Consider the following 17572-nt stretch of genomic DNA (forward strand, 5'->3'; position numbering starts at 1 on the left):
ACACCTTGAATCCGGTCGTCCGGCGCCTGTTAACCGAGGCGTATGTTCAGGCTTTGTGCATCCCCGATCCGGGCGGCGGCAACCAGTTGTTGACGCGCGCTACTGCTGATCGGGTTGATCCAGCTCACCACGGTATGACTGCGCCCGAGTCGCAACGCTTCTCGCGTCAGCTCCTGCGCGCTCTGCGTGCCCCGTGGTTGCAGCAGAAGAATGCGTTCCCGGTTCAGACCGGCATCCCGCAGCCAGGCCTGGGTCACACTGGCGGGCGGTGCGATCAAGGTCAGCCAGCGCGCATCCTTGTCCTGGCTGAGTTCTCGGAGGATAGACGCCAGAAGGTTCAGGCAGTTCCCGGCGGCGCCACGCAATGACAATTCACTGAAGGCTTCCGGCTCGGTATTCCACGGCGCCTCAATGGCGTCTTCCAGCATCGGTACACTGAGGATCGGTGCCAGAGGCTGCGCCATGAAGGCTTCGAACAAGGGCAATTGCGCGTGCTGCTGTGTCTGTGGGAACTGCATGAACGTTCTCCTTTAGCGGCGAATGACGCCGACGCTTAACCCTTCGATAACCAGGTCCTGGTCTTTCAGGTTCACTTCAATCGGTGCAAAGTCCGGGTTTTCGGCGATCAGCCAGACTCTGCTGCCTTCACGCTTGAATCGCTTGACCGTCACTTCATCGCCGATGCGCGCCACGACGATCTGGCCATTGCGGGCCTCGCGGGTGGTGTGCACGGCCAGCAGATCACCGTCGAGAATGCCGACGTCCTTCATGCTCATGCCGTGGACCCGAAGCAGGTAATCAGCGCTGGGGTGAAAGAAGGCAGGGTTGATGCTCAGGGATTCTTCGATGTGCTGCTGCGCGAGGATGGGGGCGCCGGCGGCGACTCGACCAATGATCGGCAGGCCACTGTCGTCGGCCTTGGCTTCGAAACCGGGGATGCGTATGCCACGGGAAGCGCCCGGGGTCATTTCGATGGCGCCTTTGCGGGCCAGGGCTTTCAGGTGTTCTTCCGCGGCGTTGGGCGACTTGAAGCCCAGTTCCTGAGCGATTTCCGCACGGGTCGGCGGATAGCCATTGTCTTCCAGGCAGCGTTTGATGAAATCGAGGATTTCGGCTTGGCGTGACGTGAGTTTGATCATGGGGCTCGCTCTGTCTTTTTATACAGTGGCTGGGATTATATACAGTGGATTGATCTTGGCAATCGCCGTTTTCAATCCATGCGCCAGCCGGTTGTATTCCCGCGACGCCAGAGGTTGTGATCGCGCCGGATATCAGGGCCTGCAATGTGATTAAATGGCCGTGACCGGGCAGCCAGAAAACGAACGCGCAGGCTTGACAGTGCGTTGACTGAAACGTATGTTTCAAACAGTTGTTTGTCAGGCAGAGAACCATGGCCCAGTCGGAAACAGTTGAACGTATTCTTGATGCTGCAGAGCAGTTGTTTGCGGAAAAAGGTTTTGCCGAAACGTCACTCAGGCTGATCACCAGCAAGGCCTCGGTCAATCTAGCGGCAGTCAACTACCATTTTGGCTCCAAGAAAGCGTTGATCCAGGCGGTCTTTTCGCGCTTCCTCGGCCCGTTCTGCATCAGTCTCGATCGCGAGCTGGAGCGGCGTCAGGCCAAACTCGATCACAAGCCCACCCTTGAAGAACTGCTAGAGATCCTCGTCGAGCAGGCGCTGGTCGTCCAGCCCCGCAGCGGCAACGACCTGTCGATTTTCATGCGCCTGCTGGGCCTGGCGTTCAGCCAGAGCCAGGGGCACCTGCGTCGTTACCTGGAAGACATGTACGGCAAGGTGTTCCGCCGCTATATGTTGCTGGTGAACGAAGCGGCGCCGCAAATTCCCCCCATTGAATTGTTCTGGCGCGTGCACTTCATGCTCGGCGCCGCCGCGTTCAGCATGTCGGGGATCAAGGCCCTGCGTGCCATCGCCGAAACCGATTTCGGGGTCAACACCTCCATCGAGCAGGTGATGCGCCTGATGGTGCCGTTCCTGGCCGCGGGCATGCGCGCGGAAACCGGTGTCACCGACGCCACGATGATCAGCGCGCAGCTCAGGCCGCGCATTAAAAGCCAAGCCCCCGCCAAAGTCTGATCGACGCAGGATGGCAGCGCATTTGCGTCGCCTTCGTCGATCAAGCACCATGCCCGCCATGTGCATGGGTTGTTGAAGGATCTTCATATGAGTTCTGGCCTGCAAGGCTCCCTGATGGTGGACGTCGCCGGTACCTGGCTGACCTCCGAAGACCGTCAGTTTCTGCGTCAGCCCGAAGTGGGCGGCCTGATTATTTTTGCCCGTAACATCGAAAGCCCCCGTCAGGTGCGTGAGCTCAGCGCAGCCATTCGCGCGATTCGCCCGGACTTGCTGCTGGCCGTGGACCAGGAGGGCGGTCGGGTTCAGCGTTTGCGCCAAGGGTTCGTGCGTCTGCCCGCCATGCGCGCCATCGCTGGCAAGCCCAACGCCGAATCACTGGCCGAAGCGTGCGGCTGGCTGATGGCGACCGAAGTGCTGGCAGTCGGTCTGGACCTGAGCTTTGCCCCGGTGCTGGACCTGGATTACCAGCGCAGCGCCGTGGTGGGCACCCGCGCGTTCGAAGGCGATCCGGAGCGCGCGGCGCTGCTGGCCGGCGCGTTCATCCGGGGCATGAACGCCGCCGGGATGGCCGCCACCGGCAAGCATTTCCCTGGACACGGCTGGGCCGAGGCGGACTCCCACGTCGCCATCCCCACCGATGAGCGCAGCCTTGAATCCATTCGTGCCAACGACCTGGTGCCGTTTGCGCGATTGAGCAAACAACTGGCCGCGGTCATGCCGGCCCACGTTATCTATCCTCAGGTCGATGCACAGCCCGCCGGTTTCTCCCGGCGCTGGTTGCAGGACATCCTGCGCGGCGAACTGGGTTTTGACGGGGTGATTTTCAGCGACGATCTGTCCATGGCCGGTGCCCATGTGGTGGGCGATGCGGCGAGCCGGATCGAAGCGGCGTTGACCGCCGGTTGCGACATGGGGCTGGTGTGCAATGACCGCGGCGCGGCGGAACTGGCCCTGAGCGCGGCCCAGCGCCTGAACATCAAACCTGCGGCACGCATCGCGAAAATGCGCGGACAGGCCTGGGCGACCACTGAATACCGGCAGCATCCACGCTGGCTGTCGGCGCTGGCAGCGTTGCGTGCGGCTCAATTGATCGATTAAAGGATTCCCCATGACTGTTTACGCGATTATCGGCGGCACCGGGCTGACCCAACTTGACGGGCTGACAATCCGCCAGTCACTCGCGATGAACACGCCGTATGGGCTGCCGTCCGGGGAGATTCAGGTCGGGGAGTACGCCGGTCGTGAAGTGATGTTCTTGGCGCGCCACGGCCAGCCCCATCGTATCCCGCCGCACAAGGTGAATTACCGGGCCAACCTGTGGGCGTTGAAACAGGCCGGCGCGCAAGCGGTGCTGGCGGTCAACGCAGTGGGCGGAATCCATCCTGACATGGGCACCGGACATTTCTGTGTCCCCCATGATCTGGTGGACTACACCAGTGGCCGGGACCACACGTTCTTCGCTGACGATCTCGAACAGGTCACTCACATCGATTTCAGTCACCCGTATAGCGCGCCGCTGCGTGCGCGCCTGATTGATGCGCTCACCGCTGAAGGGTGTGCGTTCAGTGATTTCGGTGTCTATGGCTGCACCCAAGGCCCGCGTCTGGAAACCGTGGCTGAGATTCTGCGGCTGGAGCGCGATGGCTGCGACATCGTCGGCATGACCGGGATGCCGGAAGCGGCGTTGGCCCGTGAGCTTGAGCTGGAATACGCCTGCCTGGCGCTGGTGGTGAATACTGCAGCCGGCAAGTCCCCGGCCATCATCACCATGGCTGAGATCGAGCAGGCGTTGCTTGCGGGGATCGATTCGGTCAAGGCAACGTTGTCACGCGTGCTCAACGCGGCGTAAATCCGTTCTCCTGCAAACCGACGCCACCGCCGGGTTCGCTATCGAGGACAGCAGCGCCAAGCACGTTCGACCGGGCATAAAAAAACGGGCCCCGAAGCAACGCATGGCGCTGTCGCTTCGTGGGCCCGTTGTGGCTGTAGCGGGTGTTGCTTACTTGCTACCGCCGCCTGAACCGCCAGCGCCGGCGCCGCCTTCGCCGCCGCCACCATTACCGCCCATGCCGCTGCCATTGGTCATGCCGCCGGACGGCGGAGGCGTGCCGGTGCCGCTGTTATTCATGCCTTTGGTGCCAGGGGTAGACGTATTCCCTGGTGTAGTGCCGTCTGCGTTTTGGCCGAGGCTGCGGGTGCTGGTTTTAGGCGCGCTGTTGTTGTCAACTGGGTCAGTCGGGCCAGTGGAGCCAGCAAATGCAGAGCCCGCAGCTGCAGCGAGCAGACCGGCAAGCGTCAGGGCAGTCAATTTTTGCTTAATCATGGGGTGACTCCATTGTTGTCGTAGATACATATTGGTCATTCGGGCCCATGAAGAGGTGCCCTTTGACCCGACAGACGGTCATGCCCCGTGGGGTTGTCACCCCGGCGGCTAGGCCGAGCGCTGCACGCTGACGATGCCATGCTCAAGCATTGTGGCCAGAAACACATCGACCTTATTGCGCAGGTGATCTTCCATCAGTGTCCGCAATTTCTTGCTGTCGCCTTTTTTCAGATAGACCAGCATTTGTTCGTGTTCGGTGACCGCCTGCAGCCAGCGCCCCGGCGTCGGCGTCAGGCGTCTACGCACATGGCGCAGGCGGGCATTGAGGTTGTTGAACATCTCCGAGAGCACCCGGTTGTCCGCCACCGCCAGGATTTTCAGGTGGATGGCCTGATTCAACTCGAAGTACCCCGCCAGGTCGTTCTGCTCGTAACTCAGGCGCATGGCGGCTTGCAGGGTTTCCAGCTCGGCGATGTCGGAGCCGGAAATCTTCTGGCAGGCCTGCTCTCCGGACAGTCCCTCCAGGGCGGCAAGCAAGGTCAGCATGTTCGCCGCTTCGGCCAGCGACACGCTCGCGACCTTTGCACGGCGCGTGGCGGAGATCTCCACGAGGCCTTCGCGGGCCAGCATCTTGATGGCTTCGCGCAGCGGCGTGCGGGACACTTCCAGCGCTTCGCACAACGCGCGCTCTGACAATGGCGCGCCGGGCTGCAACTCGCCACTGACGATACGCTCGCGCAGGGCCGCATAAGCGGCTTCGTTGATGTTCGCGGAAGCACTGCTGTCTGACATCGGTTCTTTCTCCATAGGTATCCCAGATCCTTTTTGTGGTTCAGGCGGCTACAGCGCCTGTGCACCTGCACGATTATCCGGCCGATCGGCCAAATTATCTACGCGCCCCCTCAAATCCGCCGCTTACCCTCGGTTTTCCCTGTTTTCGGGGAAGCAATCAGGGGATGTCATTCGTCAGCAGCGACATAAATCTGAAAGAAACCCCTTGCGCCATTACACGCGGTGTCTATATTTGGGATACCAAATCAACGAAACGGTATCCCAAATACCCGTTTCGATAACAATAAAGGTCCCTTATGAATACCCACGTCAACGCTCTGGAAAAAGACCCTGTCCAGCGTCCCGCCGCTGCGCCCCCGGTGCTGGTGGAGCGCGACGGTGCGATCGTCACCGTCATCCTCAACCGTCTCGAAAAACTCAATGCCACGACCCTGCCCATGTGGCAGCTGCTCGACGAGACCATCAGTGGGCTGGACGCCGACGACACGATTCGCTGCGTCGTCATTCGCGGTGCCGGCACCCGCGCCTTCGGCCCTGGCAATGACATTTCCGAATTTGAAAGCCATCGCAGCAATGTCGAGCAGGCCCGGGTGTACGGCCCGGTGATGCACGGCGCACTGCGGGCGATCGCTCGTTGCCGGCACCCGCTGGTGGCGATGATCCACGGTATCTGCGTGGGCGGCGGGCTGGGTATCGCGTCCCTGTGTGACATCCGCATTTGCGGCGAATCCAGCCGCTTCGGCGTGCCGGTCAACAAGCTGGGGCTGGCCATGTCCCACGATGAAATGGCCGGGCTGATGCGCATTGCCGGTCCCGACGTGACCCTGGAAATGTTGCTGGAAGGGCGAGTGTTTGGTGCGGCGGAAGCGCTGCAAAAAAGGATCGTCAGCCGGGTGGTCCCTGACACCGACGTTGAGCAGCAGGCGCTGGAGAGTGCGCGGGGCATTGCTGCAGGGGCGCCGCTGGTGGCGCGCTGGCACAAGAAGTTCGTGCAGCGCAGCACCGACCCGACGCCGTTGACCGCCGAGGAATACGACGAGGCGTTCGACTGTTTCGGGACCGAGGATTTCCAGACCGGATACCAGGCCTTCCTGGCCAAACGCACCCCTGTTTTTGGAGGCAAATAACATGGCCGGTCCACTGCAAGGCATGAAAGTCATCGAGCTGTCCCACATCATGTCCGGCCCCATCTGCGGGATGATGCTGGCAGACATGGGCGCCGACGTGATCAAGGTCGAGAAAATGGACGGTGGCGACGATTGCCGTCGCTTCGCGCCGGTGCTCGAACACGGCGAATCCGCGTCGTTCATGATCCTCAACCGCAACAAACGCGACATCGCCCTCAACCTCAAGACCGAGGGTGGCAAGGATGTGTTGCGGCGCATGCTGGCCGACGCGGACGTGGTCACCGAGAACTACCGCAAAGGCACCATGGAGAAACTCGGTCTGGGCTACGACAGCCTGAAGCTGCTCAACCCCGGCCTGATTTATTGCTCGGTGTCCGGTTATGGCCGCACCGGGCCCTACGCGGACAAAGGCGGTTTCGACCTGATCGCTCAGGGCTTGTCGGGGATGATGAGCGCCACCGGTGAGCCAGGACAGGACCCGATCAAGGCCGGTTCGCCGATTGCCGACATCAACGCCGGGATTCTCGCGGCGCTGGGGATCGCGGCGGCCTACGCCCATAAACAGAAGACCGGGCAGGGCCAGGTGGTCGACACCTCGTTGCTGGAAGCCGGGTTTCAGCAGATGTACTGGCCGGCCGCCAACTACTTCGCCGAAGGGGTGATCCTGCCGAAGCTGGGCTCGGCCAACTCCACCAGCACCCCGTATCAGGCGTTCCGCACCCAGGACGGCTGGATCAATATCGGCGCGGCCAACCAGGGTAACTACGAGCGCCTGCTGCAGGTGCTGGAGGCGCCGCACATCAGCGACGACCCACGCTTTGCCAGCAACGTACAGCGCATGAACAACCGCGAGGCACTGGTCGCGCTCATCACCGAATGCCTGTCCCACGACACCACCGACAACTGGGTCAAACGGCTGGACGCGGCGGGCTTGCCGGTGGGTGCGGTGCTGGACATTTCCCAGGCGGTGGAGCACCCGCAGATCCTCGAGCGCGAGATGGTCGTCGAGACTCACCACCCGGTGACCGGCACCGCCCGCAGCATTGCCTTGCCGATCCGTTTCTCCGAAACCCCGAAGCAGGTCAGCCGGCCGTCGCCGCTGCTGGGCGAACACACGGTGGAGATCCTCGAAGAGTACGGCTTTGACGCGCAACAGATTGCCGACCTGCGACGCGAGGGCGCGATTCTGGACCTGTAACCCCCGCCACACACGAGCGCATTAGTGAACAACTACAAAAAAGACACTGAGGATCGCAACCATGAAACGGCTCAAACTCAAGGCCACCACCACCGTGCTGGTGATGCTGTGCCTGATGTACTTCATTACCTACGTCGACCGGGTCAACATCAGTACGGCCGCCAGCCAGTTCAGCACCGAACTGGGCCTGAGCAACACGCAATTGGGTTTTATCTTTTCGGCGTTCGCCTATCCCTACGTGATCTTTCAGTTCATCGGCGGCTGGGTCAGTGACCGTTACGGCGCCAAACGCACGCTGATCGCCTGCGCCTTCATCTGGTCCATCGCCACGGCCTTGACCGGCATGGCCGGCGGTTTCGTGTCGTTGATTCTGGCGCGTCTGCTGCTGGGCCTGGGGGAGGGTGCCACCTTCCCGGCGGCCACCAGCGCCATGGCCTCGTGGATTCCCAAGGACAAGCGCGGCATGGCCCAGGGCATCACCCACTCGGCCGCGCGGCTGGGTAATGCGGTTGCGCCGGTGCTGGTGATGGCCATGATGAGCGCCTACGACTGGCGCTTTGCGTTCTATCTGTTGGGCGCCTTGAGTTTTGGCTGGCTGGTGCTGTGGGTGGTGACCTACACCGAAAAGCCCGCCGATCATCCGCGCATCACTGAAGCCGAACTGAGCACGCTGCCGGCCCCGAAGATTCATCCCAAGGATGTGCCTGGCACCTGGGCGCGGCTGTACAAACGCATGCTGCCGGTGTCCAGCGTGTACTTCTGCTACAACTGGATTCTCTGGCTGATGCTCAGCTGGATGCCGCTTTACTTCATGCACAACTTCAACCTGAACATCAAAAGCGCGGTGATCTTCACCTCCGGCGTGTTCTTTGCCGGGGTAGTGGGGGATCTGGTGGGCGGCATGATCAGTGATCGCCTGCTGCGGCGTACCGGCAACCTGCGCGTCGCCCGCAGCTACATGGTGGCGACCTGCATGGCGCTGACCGGTCTGTCGCTGATTCCGGTGCTGGTCCTGCACGAGCCGATGTACGCGTTGTTGTGCCTGGGCGCTGCGATGTTCTTCAACGAAATGACCATCGGCCCGATGTGGGCGATCCCGATGGACATCGCCTACGACCGCTCCGGCACGGCCAGCGGCATCATGAGCGGCACCGGTTTCACCGCCGCCATCGTCAGCCCTGTGCTGGCCGGTTACCTGATCGACCAGACCGGCAACTGGAACATCACGTTCCTGGTGTCCATCGGCATCATGGCGTGCGGGGTGCTGCTGACCTTCACCATGAAGCCGGAAAAACCCTTCGTGGCCGACCTTAAGCCGGCGCCGCAAAACTTTGCAACACATGAGCCGAAAGAAGCGGTCGCGAAGTAGAAACATGCCCATGGTTGGCGTCGGATGGCGTTGGAGCGAGGCTTGCCCGCGAAGGGAGCGCCTTGGTGTATCAGGCCCACCGAGTCGTCAACTTCGCGGGCAAGCCTCGCTCCAACAGGTCCAAATGGCGCCTGAAGGATCAAACGTGGCCCATTGACACCAAAATTCGCCAAAACTAGACAACCCCCGTTTTCGTCAATGAAACCGGGGGTTTTGCGTTAACAGGCTGTAAGAGAAGGCCTACATATCGGCGCGAAAATCGGCTGCTGTCGAGAGACTGTCATCAGACTGAAATGTTTCCAGTTTTAAATCTGCCTCGGGTCATGAAGAGTGACCACACACACCCAATTCTCTTGTTGAGGTACTGCCGTGATTCTGCTGACTAAAAAACGCCTGTCACTCCTTCTGGCTTCAATGTGCTTGAGCGGGATGGCACACGCTGTTGACGTCACTGGTGCAGGTTCAAGTTTTGTGTTCCCGGTGATCTCCAAGTGGTCGCAGGAATACAGCAAGACCGCTGACAACCGCGTCAACTACCAGTCGATCGGTTCGGGCGGCGGTATCGCTCAGATCAAGGCAGCGACTGTAGACTTCGGCGCTTCCGACGCCCCGATGTCCGCTGAAGACCTCAAAGCCGGCGGCCTGGGTCAGTTCCCAAGCGTCATCGGCGGTATCGTGCCGATCTACAACGTGGAAGGCATCGAATCCGGCAAACTGAAGCTCGACGGCCAGACGCTGGCTGACATCTTCCAGGGCACTGTCAAAACCTGGAACGACCCGAAACTGGTCGCCCTCAACCCTGACCTCAAGCTGCCGGCTACCGCGATCACCGTGGTTCACCGTTCGGACGGTTCGGGTACTTCGTTCAACTTCACCAGCTACCTGGCCAAAGTCAGCGACGCGTGGAAATCCGGTCCAGGTACCGGTTCAGCTGTTCAATGGCCAGTGGGCGTGGGCGGCAAGGGTAACGAAGGTGTGGCTGCCTACGTAAAACAGATCAAAGGTTCGATCGGTTACGTTGAGTACTCCTACGCTACTCAGAACAAAATCTCTTACTCCCAGCTGAAAAACGCCGCAGGCAAGTTCATCACGCCTGATGCCAAAGCCTTTGCTGCTGCCGCTGACACCGCCGATTGGGCCAGCGCCAAAGACTTCAACCTGATCATGACCAACGCCCCGGGCGACGCTGCATGGCCGATCACCGCGACCACCTGGATCATCATGTACAAGCAACCGAAGAACGCCGAGAAAAGCGCTGCTGCTTTCGATTTCTTCAAATGGTCCCTGGAAAAAGGTCAGTCCCAGGCTGAAGCCCTGGAATATGTAGCACTGCCGAAATCGCTGGTCAGCAAGATCGAAGACTACTGGAAAACCGAGTTCACCAAGTAACTCAACGCTTCTGAGTCTTACCCCTGTCATCGCTGCTCGGTGACAGGGTTTCTTTGCGAGTGGACCTACCATGACTGAAAACACCCAATACATGTCCGCTGTCATTCCGGATGTCGAATCCGAGAGCGAAAAACGCGCAGCCCGCGATCATCGTCATGACGCCTGGTTCCGGCGCACGATGCTGGGCGCGGCTTTGTTGGTGCTGGTTTTGCTGGCAAGTATTGCCGGCTCGACGCTGTGGGGCGGTGCCCTGGCGTTCAAGACCTTTGGTTTCGAATTTCTCACCAGTTCCGAATGGGACGTGGTCAACGGCAAATTTGGCGCGTTGGTCCCGATCTACGGCACCCTGGTGACCTCCTTTCTCGCGCTGCTGATCGCCGTTCCGGTGAGCTTCGGCATCGCGATCTTCCTGACTGAAGTCGCGCCACCGTGGTTGCGCATGCCGATCGCCTCTGCGGTCGAGCTGCTGGCGGGCATTCCTTCGATCATCTACGGCATGTGGGGCCTGTTTGTGTTCGGCCCGTTCATGGCGGAAAACATGGCGCCCTGGATCAACGACAACCTCGGCGCCTTGCCGCTGATTGGCCCGATCTTCCAGGGCCCGCCGCTGGGGATCGGCATGCTGACCGCCGGCATCGTGCTGGCGATCATGATCACGCCGTTCATTACCTCGGTGATGCAGGAAGTGTTTCGCAGCGTGCCGGTGGCGCTCAAAGAGTCCGCCTACGCACTGGGCGGCACGACCTGGGAAGTGGTCTGGGACATCGTCCTGCCCTACACCCGCTCGGCGGTGGTCGGCGGGATTTTCCTGGGTTTGGGCCGTGCCTTGGGCGAGACCATGGCCGTGACCTTCGTCCTCGGCAACGCGCACCAGTTCTCTGCATCTTTGATGATGCCCAGCAGCTCGATTGCCTCGGTGATTGCCAACGAGTTCAGTGAGGCCTACACCGACCTGCACCGTTCGGCACTGATTGCCCTGGGCTTCCTGCTTTTTGTGGTGACGTTCATCGTGCTGGCGCTGGCGCGTCTGATGTTGTCTCGGCTGTCGCGCAAGGAGGGAGTATGAGCAAGGTCGAAAACGAGAACCTGTACCGGGTTCGCAGCATAAAAAACATGATCGCCATGGTGTTGAGCTGCGGCGCGACCGCGTTCGGGCTGTTGTGGCTGGTGTGGATTCTGCTGACCACCGTGGTCAACGGCTTTCAGGCGCTGAACACGCGGCTGTTCACTGAAATGACCCCACCGCCCGGTTCCGAAGGCGGTCTGGCCAACGCCTTTTACGGCAGCTTCCTGATGTCCGGCATTGGCTTGCTGATCGGCACGCCCATCGGCTTGATGGCCGGCATCTGGCTGGCCGAGTTCGCCCGTCACACCAAGCTTGGCAATGCCGTGCGTTTCATCAACGACATCCTGCTCTCGGCGCCGTCGATCGTGCTGGGCCTGTTCGTCTACACCGCGGTGATCCTGCCGCTGAGCGCCGTGACCAACCACCAGGTCGGTTTCTCTGCCCTGGCCGGTGCCCTTGCCCTGGCGCTGCTGGTGATCCCGGTGGTGGTGCGCACCACCGATGAAATGCTCCAGCTGCAACCGTCCACCATGCGTGAAGCCGCGCTGGCCCTGGGCGTGCCGCAATGGAAGCTGACCCTGCAAATCGTGCTGCGCGCGGCCAAGGCCGGCGTGGTCACCGGTGTGTTGCTGGCGCTGGCGCGTATCACCGGCGAAACCGCGCCGCTGCTGTTCACCGCCTTCGGCAACCAGTTCTGGAGCAGTGACATCCTCAAACCAATCGCCAGCGTTCCCGTGGTGATCTTCCAGTACGCCATGAGCCCGTTCGATGACTGGCACTCTCTGGCCTGGGCCGGCGCGCTGATCCTGACGATGTTCGTTCTGGTCCTGAGCCTGAGCTCCCGTTTAATTCTTTTGCGTAATAGGTCGTCCTGATGAATAACCTTTCCCTTGCCGATGAAAAAACCAAGATCCAGGTGCGCGGCCTCGAGTTTTTCTATGGCGACAACAAGTCGCTCAAGTCCATCGACATGAACATCCCCGAGAAGCGCATCACTGCGATCATCGGTCCCTCGGGCTGCGGCAAGTCAACGCTGCTGCGGGTGTTCAACCGGATCTATTCGATGTACCCCAAGCAGGAAGCGCGCGGCGAAGTGCTCCTCAACGGCGAAAACATCCTGGCCCCGAGCTATTCGATGAACCGCCTGCGCAGCAACGTGGGCATGGTGTTCCAGAAGCCGGTGCCGTTTCCGATGTCAATTTTCGAGAACATCGCCTACGCCGTGCGTCACCACGAGAAGCTGTCGCGTCGCGAGATGGAAGAGCGTGTGGAGCAGGCATTGCGCGGTGCGGCGTTGTGGGACGAAGTCAAAGACAAGCTCAAGCAGAGCGCGCAGAGCCTGTCCGGTGGTCAGCAACAGCGTCTGTGCATTGCACGCACCATCGCGCTGCGCCCGCAAGTGCTGCTGCTGGACGAACCGACCTCAGCCCTGGACCCGATCTCCACCGGCCGTATCGAGCAGTTGATCACCGAGCTCAAAGAGCAGTTCACGGTGATCATCGTGACCCACAACATGCAACAGGCGGCACGTTGCTCGGACTACACCGCGTTCATGTTCATGGGTGAACTGATCGAACACGGCGACACCGACACCATCTTCACCAAGCCGTCCAAGACCCAGACTGAGGACTACATCACCGGTCGTTTCGGCTGAGCCTTTGGTTCAAGCCGGCGGGTTGATCGCGGGGATCGCGTGCGGGTCCCCCATGAACAGCTCCAGCTTCTTGCGCAGCCAGCGCTCAGCCGGGTCGGTGTCCATGACGCTGAGCCAGACCATGGACAGGTCCAGCATGGGCGATACGAACGGCAGCGGTTCGCCGTACAGCAGGCCGGCGTTGGTCATGGCCGTGGTCAGGTGATCCGGCAGGTTGCACAGCAGATCGGTATCGGCCATCAAGGCGGGCAGGGTGCTGTACTGCGGCACCGACAGCACCGTGTGCCGCTTGCGGCCGATGGCCTCCAGCCACTCATCCGCAAACGTGCTGATGTTGGCCACGTACGACACCACCACATGCGGGCGTGAGCAGTATTCGTCCAGGGTCATGGGCTGGGACGGCTTGCGCGCCTGCACCACCATCGGCTGCATGTTGCGCAGCTGCTTGCGCTTGGCATTGGCCGGCAAGTCGCGGGTCAGGCACACGCCGACGGTGACCTCGCCGGACATCAGCAACTCCGAGATATTCCAGTAGTTGACCTGCTTGATCACCACCACGATGCCGGGTGCTTCCTCGCGGATGGCGCGCAGCAGCGGCGGCAGCAGGCTGTATTCGACGTCGTCGGAGACCCCGAGGCGGAAGGTCATGTCGCTGCTGGCCGGGTCGAAATCCCGGCTCAGGCTCAGGGCCACCGACATGGCATCCAGCGCCGGTGACAGGTGATGAATCAGCTCATGGGCCCGGGCCGTGGGTTCCATGCGATGACCGACGCGGATGAACAACGGGTCATTGAACAGCGCCCGCAGCCGGTTGAGCGCGGCACTGATGGTGGGCTGGCCGAGGAACAGCTTTTCCGCGGCGCGGGTCACGTTACGCTCCAGCATCAAGGTCTCGAACACCACCATCAGGTTGATGTCGGCCTTGCGCAGTTCATTTCGATTCATCGGTCACCGTCCCCATACCCCACATCTGGTCACCCGTTGTTACGAAATGATGGGGGACAGTTTATGGAGCGCGGTTGGTTGGCGTCTAGCGCGGTGGTGGAGATGACCGAGATTTCATGGGCCCGACGCTGACCCTGTAGGAGCTGACGAGCTGCCGAAGGCTGCGATCTGGTACATCTGACACACCGCAATCGCAGCCTTCGGCGGCTCGTCAGCTCCTACAATGACCGGCACTGAACTTACATCGACAGCCTTCGGTCAGCATTAAAACGCTCACAGGAGGCTCGATTCATGCTCATTTCATTAAAGGGCCAGGTGGCGTTGGTCACCGGCGGCAGTTCAGGGCTGGGGGCAGCATCGGCCAAGGGCCTGGCCGACGCCGGGGCGGCGGTGGTGATCAACTACAACTCCCACGCCGAGCCTGCGGAAAAACTCGCGCAGCAGATCCGCGATCAGGGCGGCCAGGCGATTGCCGTGGGCGCCGATGTGTCCAAAGAAGCCGACGTCGAAAAACTGTTCGTCCAGACCCTTGAAGCCTTTGGCCGGCTGGACATCCTGCTGGCCAATTCCGGGCTGCAGAAAGATGCCGCGATTGCCGACATGACCCTGGATGACTGGAACACGGTGATCGAGGTCAACCTTACCGGGCAGTTTCTCTGCGTGCGTGCCGCCCTGCGTCAGTTTGGCAAACAACAGATCCGTCCGGACATTTCCCGGGCGCTGGGCAAGGTGATCCACATGAGTTCGGTGCACCAGCTGATTCCTTGGGCCGGACACGTCAATTACGCCGCGTCCAAGGGCGGTATCGACCTGTTGATGCGCAGCATTGCCCAGGAAGTCGGCGAGCAGCGTATTCGCGTCAACAGCATCGCACCGGGCGCCATTCGCACCGCCATCAACACCAAGGCCACCGAAGGCGATGCCGAGAAAAAGCTTCTTGAATTGATCCCGTACGGGCGAGTGGGCGAAGCCGAAGACGTTGCCAACGCTGTGGTCTGGCTGGCCTCCGACGCCTCCGATTACGTGCATGGCACTACGCTGTTCATCGATGGTGGCATGAGCCTGTATCCGGAGTTCCGAAACAATGGTTGAGCACGAGCAACAGCACCAGATGTCACCCCGTGACGAACTGCAGAACCCGATCGAGAATCACGGCATCATCGGCGACATGCGCAGCGCCGCCTTGGTGGCGGACACCGGCAGCATCGACTTCTGCTGCTGGCCGGACTTCGACAGTCCGTCGATTTTCACCGCGTTGCTCGACACCCCCGATGCCGGGATTTTCCAATTGTCGCCGGACCTGCCCGACGCGCGCCGCCAGCAGCTGTACCTGCCCGAAACCAACGTGCTGATGACCCGCTGGATCGCCGAAGACGCAGTGGTCGAGGTCACTGACCTGATGCCGATTGCCAACAATGTGGACGACCTGCCGCGCCTGTCGCGCCGGATTCACGTGCGCCATGGGCGTTGTACTGTGCGCATGGTCTGCCGCGTTCGCCATGACTACAGCCGCGCCGACACCACCGCCCGCATGGACGGCGAGGACGTGTTGTTCGAAGCACCCGGCCAGCCGACGATGCGCCTGTCGGCGACCACGGCGCTGCGTCTGGATGAGCACGCTGCGGCGGCCGAGTTCCAGATGGAGCAGGACGCGATGATCGAGTTCGTTCTCGGCGGTGCCGACGATGAGTCAGTCCGCGCCAGCCAGTGTGATCGCTACCTCAAAGACACCCTGAAGTACTGGCGTGGCTGGAGCCGGCAGTCGGAATACCGCGGGCGATGGCGTGAAATGGTCAACCGCTCTGCATTGGCGCTCAAGCTGCTGACCTCGCGCAGGCACGGCGGCATCATCGCGGCCGCGACATTTGGTCTGCCGGAAGAGTCCGGCGGCGAGCGCAACTGGGACTACCGCTACACCTGGATCCGCGATGCGTCGTTCACCGTCTACGCCTTCATGCGCCTGGGCTACACCGACGAAGCCAATGATTTCATGCACTGGGTCCGTGAACGCATGGGCGACTGCTGTGAAGACGCCAACAAGCTCGGGATTCTGTATTCCCTCGACGGCCAGGAAGAACTGCCCGAAGAACACCTGGATCACCTCGCCGGTCACGGCGGCGCCACGCCGGTGCGTATCGGTAACGAGGCGTACAAACAGACCCAGCTGGACATCTACGGCGAGCTGCTGGACGCGGTGTACCTGTCCAATAAATACGGCGAAGCCATTTCCCACGAAGGCTGGAAACACGTCACCCGGCTGACCAACGAATTGTGCGAGAGCTGGCGCAGCAAGGACGTGGGCATCTGGGAAATGCGCGGCGACGACAAGCATTTCCTGCACTCGCGGCTGATGTGCTGGGTGGCACTGGATCGGGCCTTGCGCTTGTCCGCCAAGCGTTCGCTGCCGGCGCCCTTTGCTCGCTGGGACAAAGAGCGCCAGGCGATTCACGACGACATCTGGACGAATTTCTGGGACGAAGAGCGCGGCCATTTCGTGCAGCACACCGAAAGCAAAAACCTCGACGCCTCTATGTTGCTGATGCCGCTGGTGCGCTTTGTCGGCGCCAGCGATCCGCGCTGGCTGTCGACCCTGGACGCCATCGAACGCACGCTGGTGCGTGACGGCATGGTTTACCGCTACCGCAACGACGATGTGTACGACGACGGGTTGATGGGCGACGAGGGCGCGTTTGTGGCGTGTTCGTTCTGGTACGTCGAATGCCTGGCCCGGGCGGGCAGGGTGGAGCAGGCGCACCTGGAGTTCGAACAGTTGCTGCGCTACGCCAATCCGCTGGGGCTGTACGCCGAAGAGTTCGACGCCCACGGTCATCACCTGGGCAATACACCCCAGGCCTTGAGCCACCTGGCACTGATCAGCGCGGCGAGCTTTCTGGATCGCAAGCTTGATGGGCGCAAGACGCAGTGGCAGCCGTGAGTGCGATGCCGCTTCAAAAAATCTGTCCCGACATTAAAACGGAGCACCCATGACCCACCCCTTCAAAGTCGGCGACCACGTCACCTGGAACTCCGAAGTCGGCCACATCACAGGCAAGGTGACCAGAATCCACACCAGCGATGTCGAGTTCATGGGCAAGCAGCGCCATGCGTCCAAAGAACACCCGCAGTACGAAGTCAAAAGCGACAAGACCGGGCATCTGGCGATGCACAAGGAAGAGGCGCTGAAGAAAAGCTGAGCGGCCCAAGGCTGGATTCGCTCAGGGCATCTGAAGTCACCGCCTGGCGCAGTTGTTGTGGGAGGGAGCTTGCTCGCGATTCGATAATGGGCCCCATACATTGCGTGTTGATCGCTCCCACGCTCTGCGTGGTAGCGCTGCGAATGACGCTCCGCGTCAAGGACGCGGAGCGTCCGGGGCTGCATACCCACGCGGAGCGTGGGCACGATCATTCACAGCGTTCAGCGCGTTATCAATATCTTCCTACAACTGCTCCTTCGCCTTCACCGCATACCCCACCGGCAACGCATCGAGCTGATACCGATTGGCAATCACGCCGCAATAGCACCGAGTCGAGACAGCACCGCCTGCAAGCGGATCACCCCCAGCAGACTCAGCAGCACGACCCCCGGGAAGGAAAAACGTGAAGCAATCAGTCAC

At 61.1% G+C, this 17572-nt stretch carries 18 protein-coding genes; 13 read left to right on the forward strand and 5 right to left on the reverse strand.

Annotated elements, in window-relative coordinates; translation table 11 throughout:
- Nucleotides 1-29 precede the first annotated feature (29 nt).
- Complete coding sequence (gene sulA / locus ABQX22_RS25640; RefSeq protein ID WP_349802666.1) at nucleotides 30-518, reverse strand: SOS-induced cell division inhibitor SulA; 489 nt, start codon at nucleotides 516-518, stop codon at nucleotides 30-32.
- Nucleotides 519-530: 12 nt separating this feature from the next.
- Complete coding sequence (gene lexA, locus ABQX22_RS25645; RefSeq protein ID WP_349802667.1) at nucleotides 531-1139, reverse strand: transcriptional repressor LexA; 609 nt, start codon at nucleotides 1137-1139, stop codon at nucleotides 531-533.
- 251 nt (nucleotides 1140-1390) lie between these two features.
- On the opposite strand from lexA, the gene psrA reads away from it, so the two are divergent.
- From psrA to ABQX22_RS25660, 3 genes are all read left to right on the forward strand, one after another.
- Nucleotides 1391-2095, forward strand: a complete 705-nt coding sequence (gene psrA / locus ABQX22_RS25650) for a transcriptional regulator PsrA (RefSeq protein ID WP_349802668.1) — start codon at nucleotides 1391-1393, stop codon at nucleotides 2093-2095.
- An 87-nt stretch (nucleotides 2096-2182) separates the two neighbouring features.
- Nucleotides 2183-3193, forward strand: a complete 1011-nt coding sequence (gene nagZ / locus ABQX22_RS25655) for a beta-N-acetylhexosaminidase (protein ID WP_349802669.1) — start codon at nucleotides 2183-2185, stop codon at nucleotides 3191-3193.
- 10 nt (nucleotides 3194-3203) lie between these two features.
- The gene (locus tag ABQX22_RS25660) at nucleotides 3204-3944 is read left to right on the forward strand and encodes an S-methyl-5'-thioinosine phosphorylase (protein ID WP_349802670.1); all 741 of its coding nucleotides are present in this window, start codon (nucleotides 3204-3206) and stop codon (nucleotides 3942-3944) included.
- 150 nt (nucleotides 3945-4094) lie between these two features.
- Here ABQX22_RS25660 and ABQX22_RS25665 read toward each other — a convergent pair whose 3' ends face one another.
- Entirely contained in the window at nucleotides 4095-4418 is a 324-nt protein-coding gene (locus ABQX22_RS25665) for a hypothetical protein (protein WP_349802671.1), read from the reverse strand.
- Between the two features lie 108 nt (nucleotides 4419-4526).
- A complete protein-coding gene (locus ABQX22_RS25670; RefSeq protein WP_349802672.1) occupies nucleotides 4527-5210 on the reverse strand; it encodes a GntR family transcriptional regulator in 684 nt (227 codons plus the stop codon).
- A gap of 296 nt (nucleotides 5211-5506) precedes the next feature.
- Here ABQX22_RS25670 and ABQX22_RS25675 point away from each other — a divergent pair, with 296 nt between their 5' ends.
- The 7 genes from ABQX22_RS25675 to pstB all read left to right on the forward strand — a co-directional run bounded on the left by ABQX22_RS25675 (nucleotide 5507) and on the right by pstB (nucleotide 13013).
- Nucleotides 5507-6337 (forward strand): enoyl-CoA hydratase/isomerase family protein, encoded by an 831-nt coding sequence (locus tag ABQX22_RS25675; RefSeq protein ID WP_349802673.1) that lies wholly within the window; start codon nucleotides 5507-5509, stop codon nucleotides 6335-6337.
- A gap of 1 nt (nucleotide 6338) precedes the next feature.
- Entirely contained in the window at nucleotides 6339-7535 is a 1197-nt protein-coding gene (locus ABQX22_RS25680; protein ID WP_349802674.1) for a CaiB/BaiF CoA transferase family protein, read from the forward strand.
- Nucleotides 7536-7596: 61 nt separating this feature from the next.
- Nucleotides 7597-8904: an MFS transporter gene (locus ABQX22_RS25685; protein WP_349802675.1), complete on the forward strand. Its 1308-nt coding sequence runs from the start codon at nucleotides 7597-7599 to the stop codon at nucleotides 8902-8904.
- Between the two features lie 414 nt (nucleotides 8905-9318).
- A complete protein-coding gene (gene pstS, locus ABQX22_RS25690; protein WP_349802702.1) occupies nucleotides 9319-10293 on the forward strand; it encodes a phosphate ABC transporter substrate-binding protein PstS in 975 nt (324 codons plus the stop codon).
- Nucleotides 10294-10384: 91 nt separating this feature from the next.
- Nucleotides 10385-11359 (forward strand): phosphate ABC transporter permease subunit PstC, encoded by a 975-nt coding sequence (gene pstC / locus ABQX22_RS25695; protein WP_349802704.1) that lies wholly within the window; start codon nucleotides 10385-10387, stop codon nucleotides 11357-11359.
- Nucleotides 11356-12234: a phosphate ABC transporter permease PstA gene (pstA, locus tag ABQX22_RS25700; RefSeq protein WP_349802676.1), complete on the forward strand. Its 879-nt coding sequence runs from the start codon at nucleotides 11356-11358 to the stop codon at nucleotides 12232-12234. The genes pstC and pstA overlap by 4 nt, the downstream gene beginning before the upstream one ends.
- Nucleotides 12234-13013 carry a phosphate ABC transporter ATP-binding protein PstB gene (pstB, locus tag ABQX22_RS25705; protein ID WP_349802677.1) on the forward strand — a complete coding sequence of 260 codons (780 nt, stop codon included), beginning with the start codon at nucleotides 12234-12236 and terminating at the stop codon, nucleotides 13011-13013. Before pstA ends, pstB begins: the two co-directional genes overlap by 1 nt.
- A gap of 9 nt (nucleotides 13014-13022) precedes the next feature.
- On the opposite strand, the gene ABQX22_RS25710 is transcribed toward pstB, so the two are convergent.
- Complete coding sequence (locus ABQX22_RS25710) at nucleotides 13023-13958, reverse strand: LysR family transcriptional regulator (RefSeq protein ID WP_349802678.1); 936 nt, start codon at nucleotides 13956-13958, stop codon at nucleotides 13023-13025.
- 291 nt (nucleotides 13959-14249) lie between these two features.
- Between ABQX22_RS25710 and ABQX22_RS25715 the strand changes: the two genes are divergently transcribed.
- The 3 genes from ABQX22_RS25715 to ABQX22_RS25725 are packed head-to-tail and all read left to right on the forward strand — an operon-like array spanning nucleotide 14250 to nucleotide 17152.
- Nucleotides 14250-15050 carry an SDR family oxidoreductase gene (locus ABQX22_RS25715; protein ID WP_349802679.1) on the forward strand — a complete coding sequence of 267 codons (801 nt, stop codon included), beginning with the start codon at nucleotides 14250-14252 and terminating at the stop codon, nucleotides 15048-15050.
- On the forward strand, nucleotides 15043-16893 hold the full coding sequence (locus ABQX22_RS25720) for a glycoside hydrolase family 15 protein (protein WP_349802680.1): 1851 nt from the start codon (nucleotides 15043-15045) through the stop codon (nucleotides 16891-16893). The genes ABQX22_RS25715 and ABQX22_RS25720 overlap by 8 nt, the downstream gene beginning before the upstream one ends.
- Nucleotides 16894-16942: 49 nt before the next feature.
- Nucleotides 16943-17152: a DUF2945 domain-containing protein gene (locus tag ABQX22_RS25725; protein ID WP_349802681.1), complete on the forward strand. Its 210-nt coding sequence runs from the start codon at nucleotides 16943-16945 to the stop codon at nucleotides 17150-17152.
- The last annotated feature ends 420 nt before the right edge of the window (nucleotides 17153-17572 follow it).

Origin of the sequence: Xanthomonas sp. WHRI 1810A, from assembly GCF_040202885.1 — a bacterium.
Lineage (GTDB): Bacteria > Pseudomonadota > Gammaproteobacteria > Pseudomonadales > Pseudomonadaceae > Aquipseudomonas.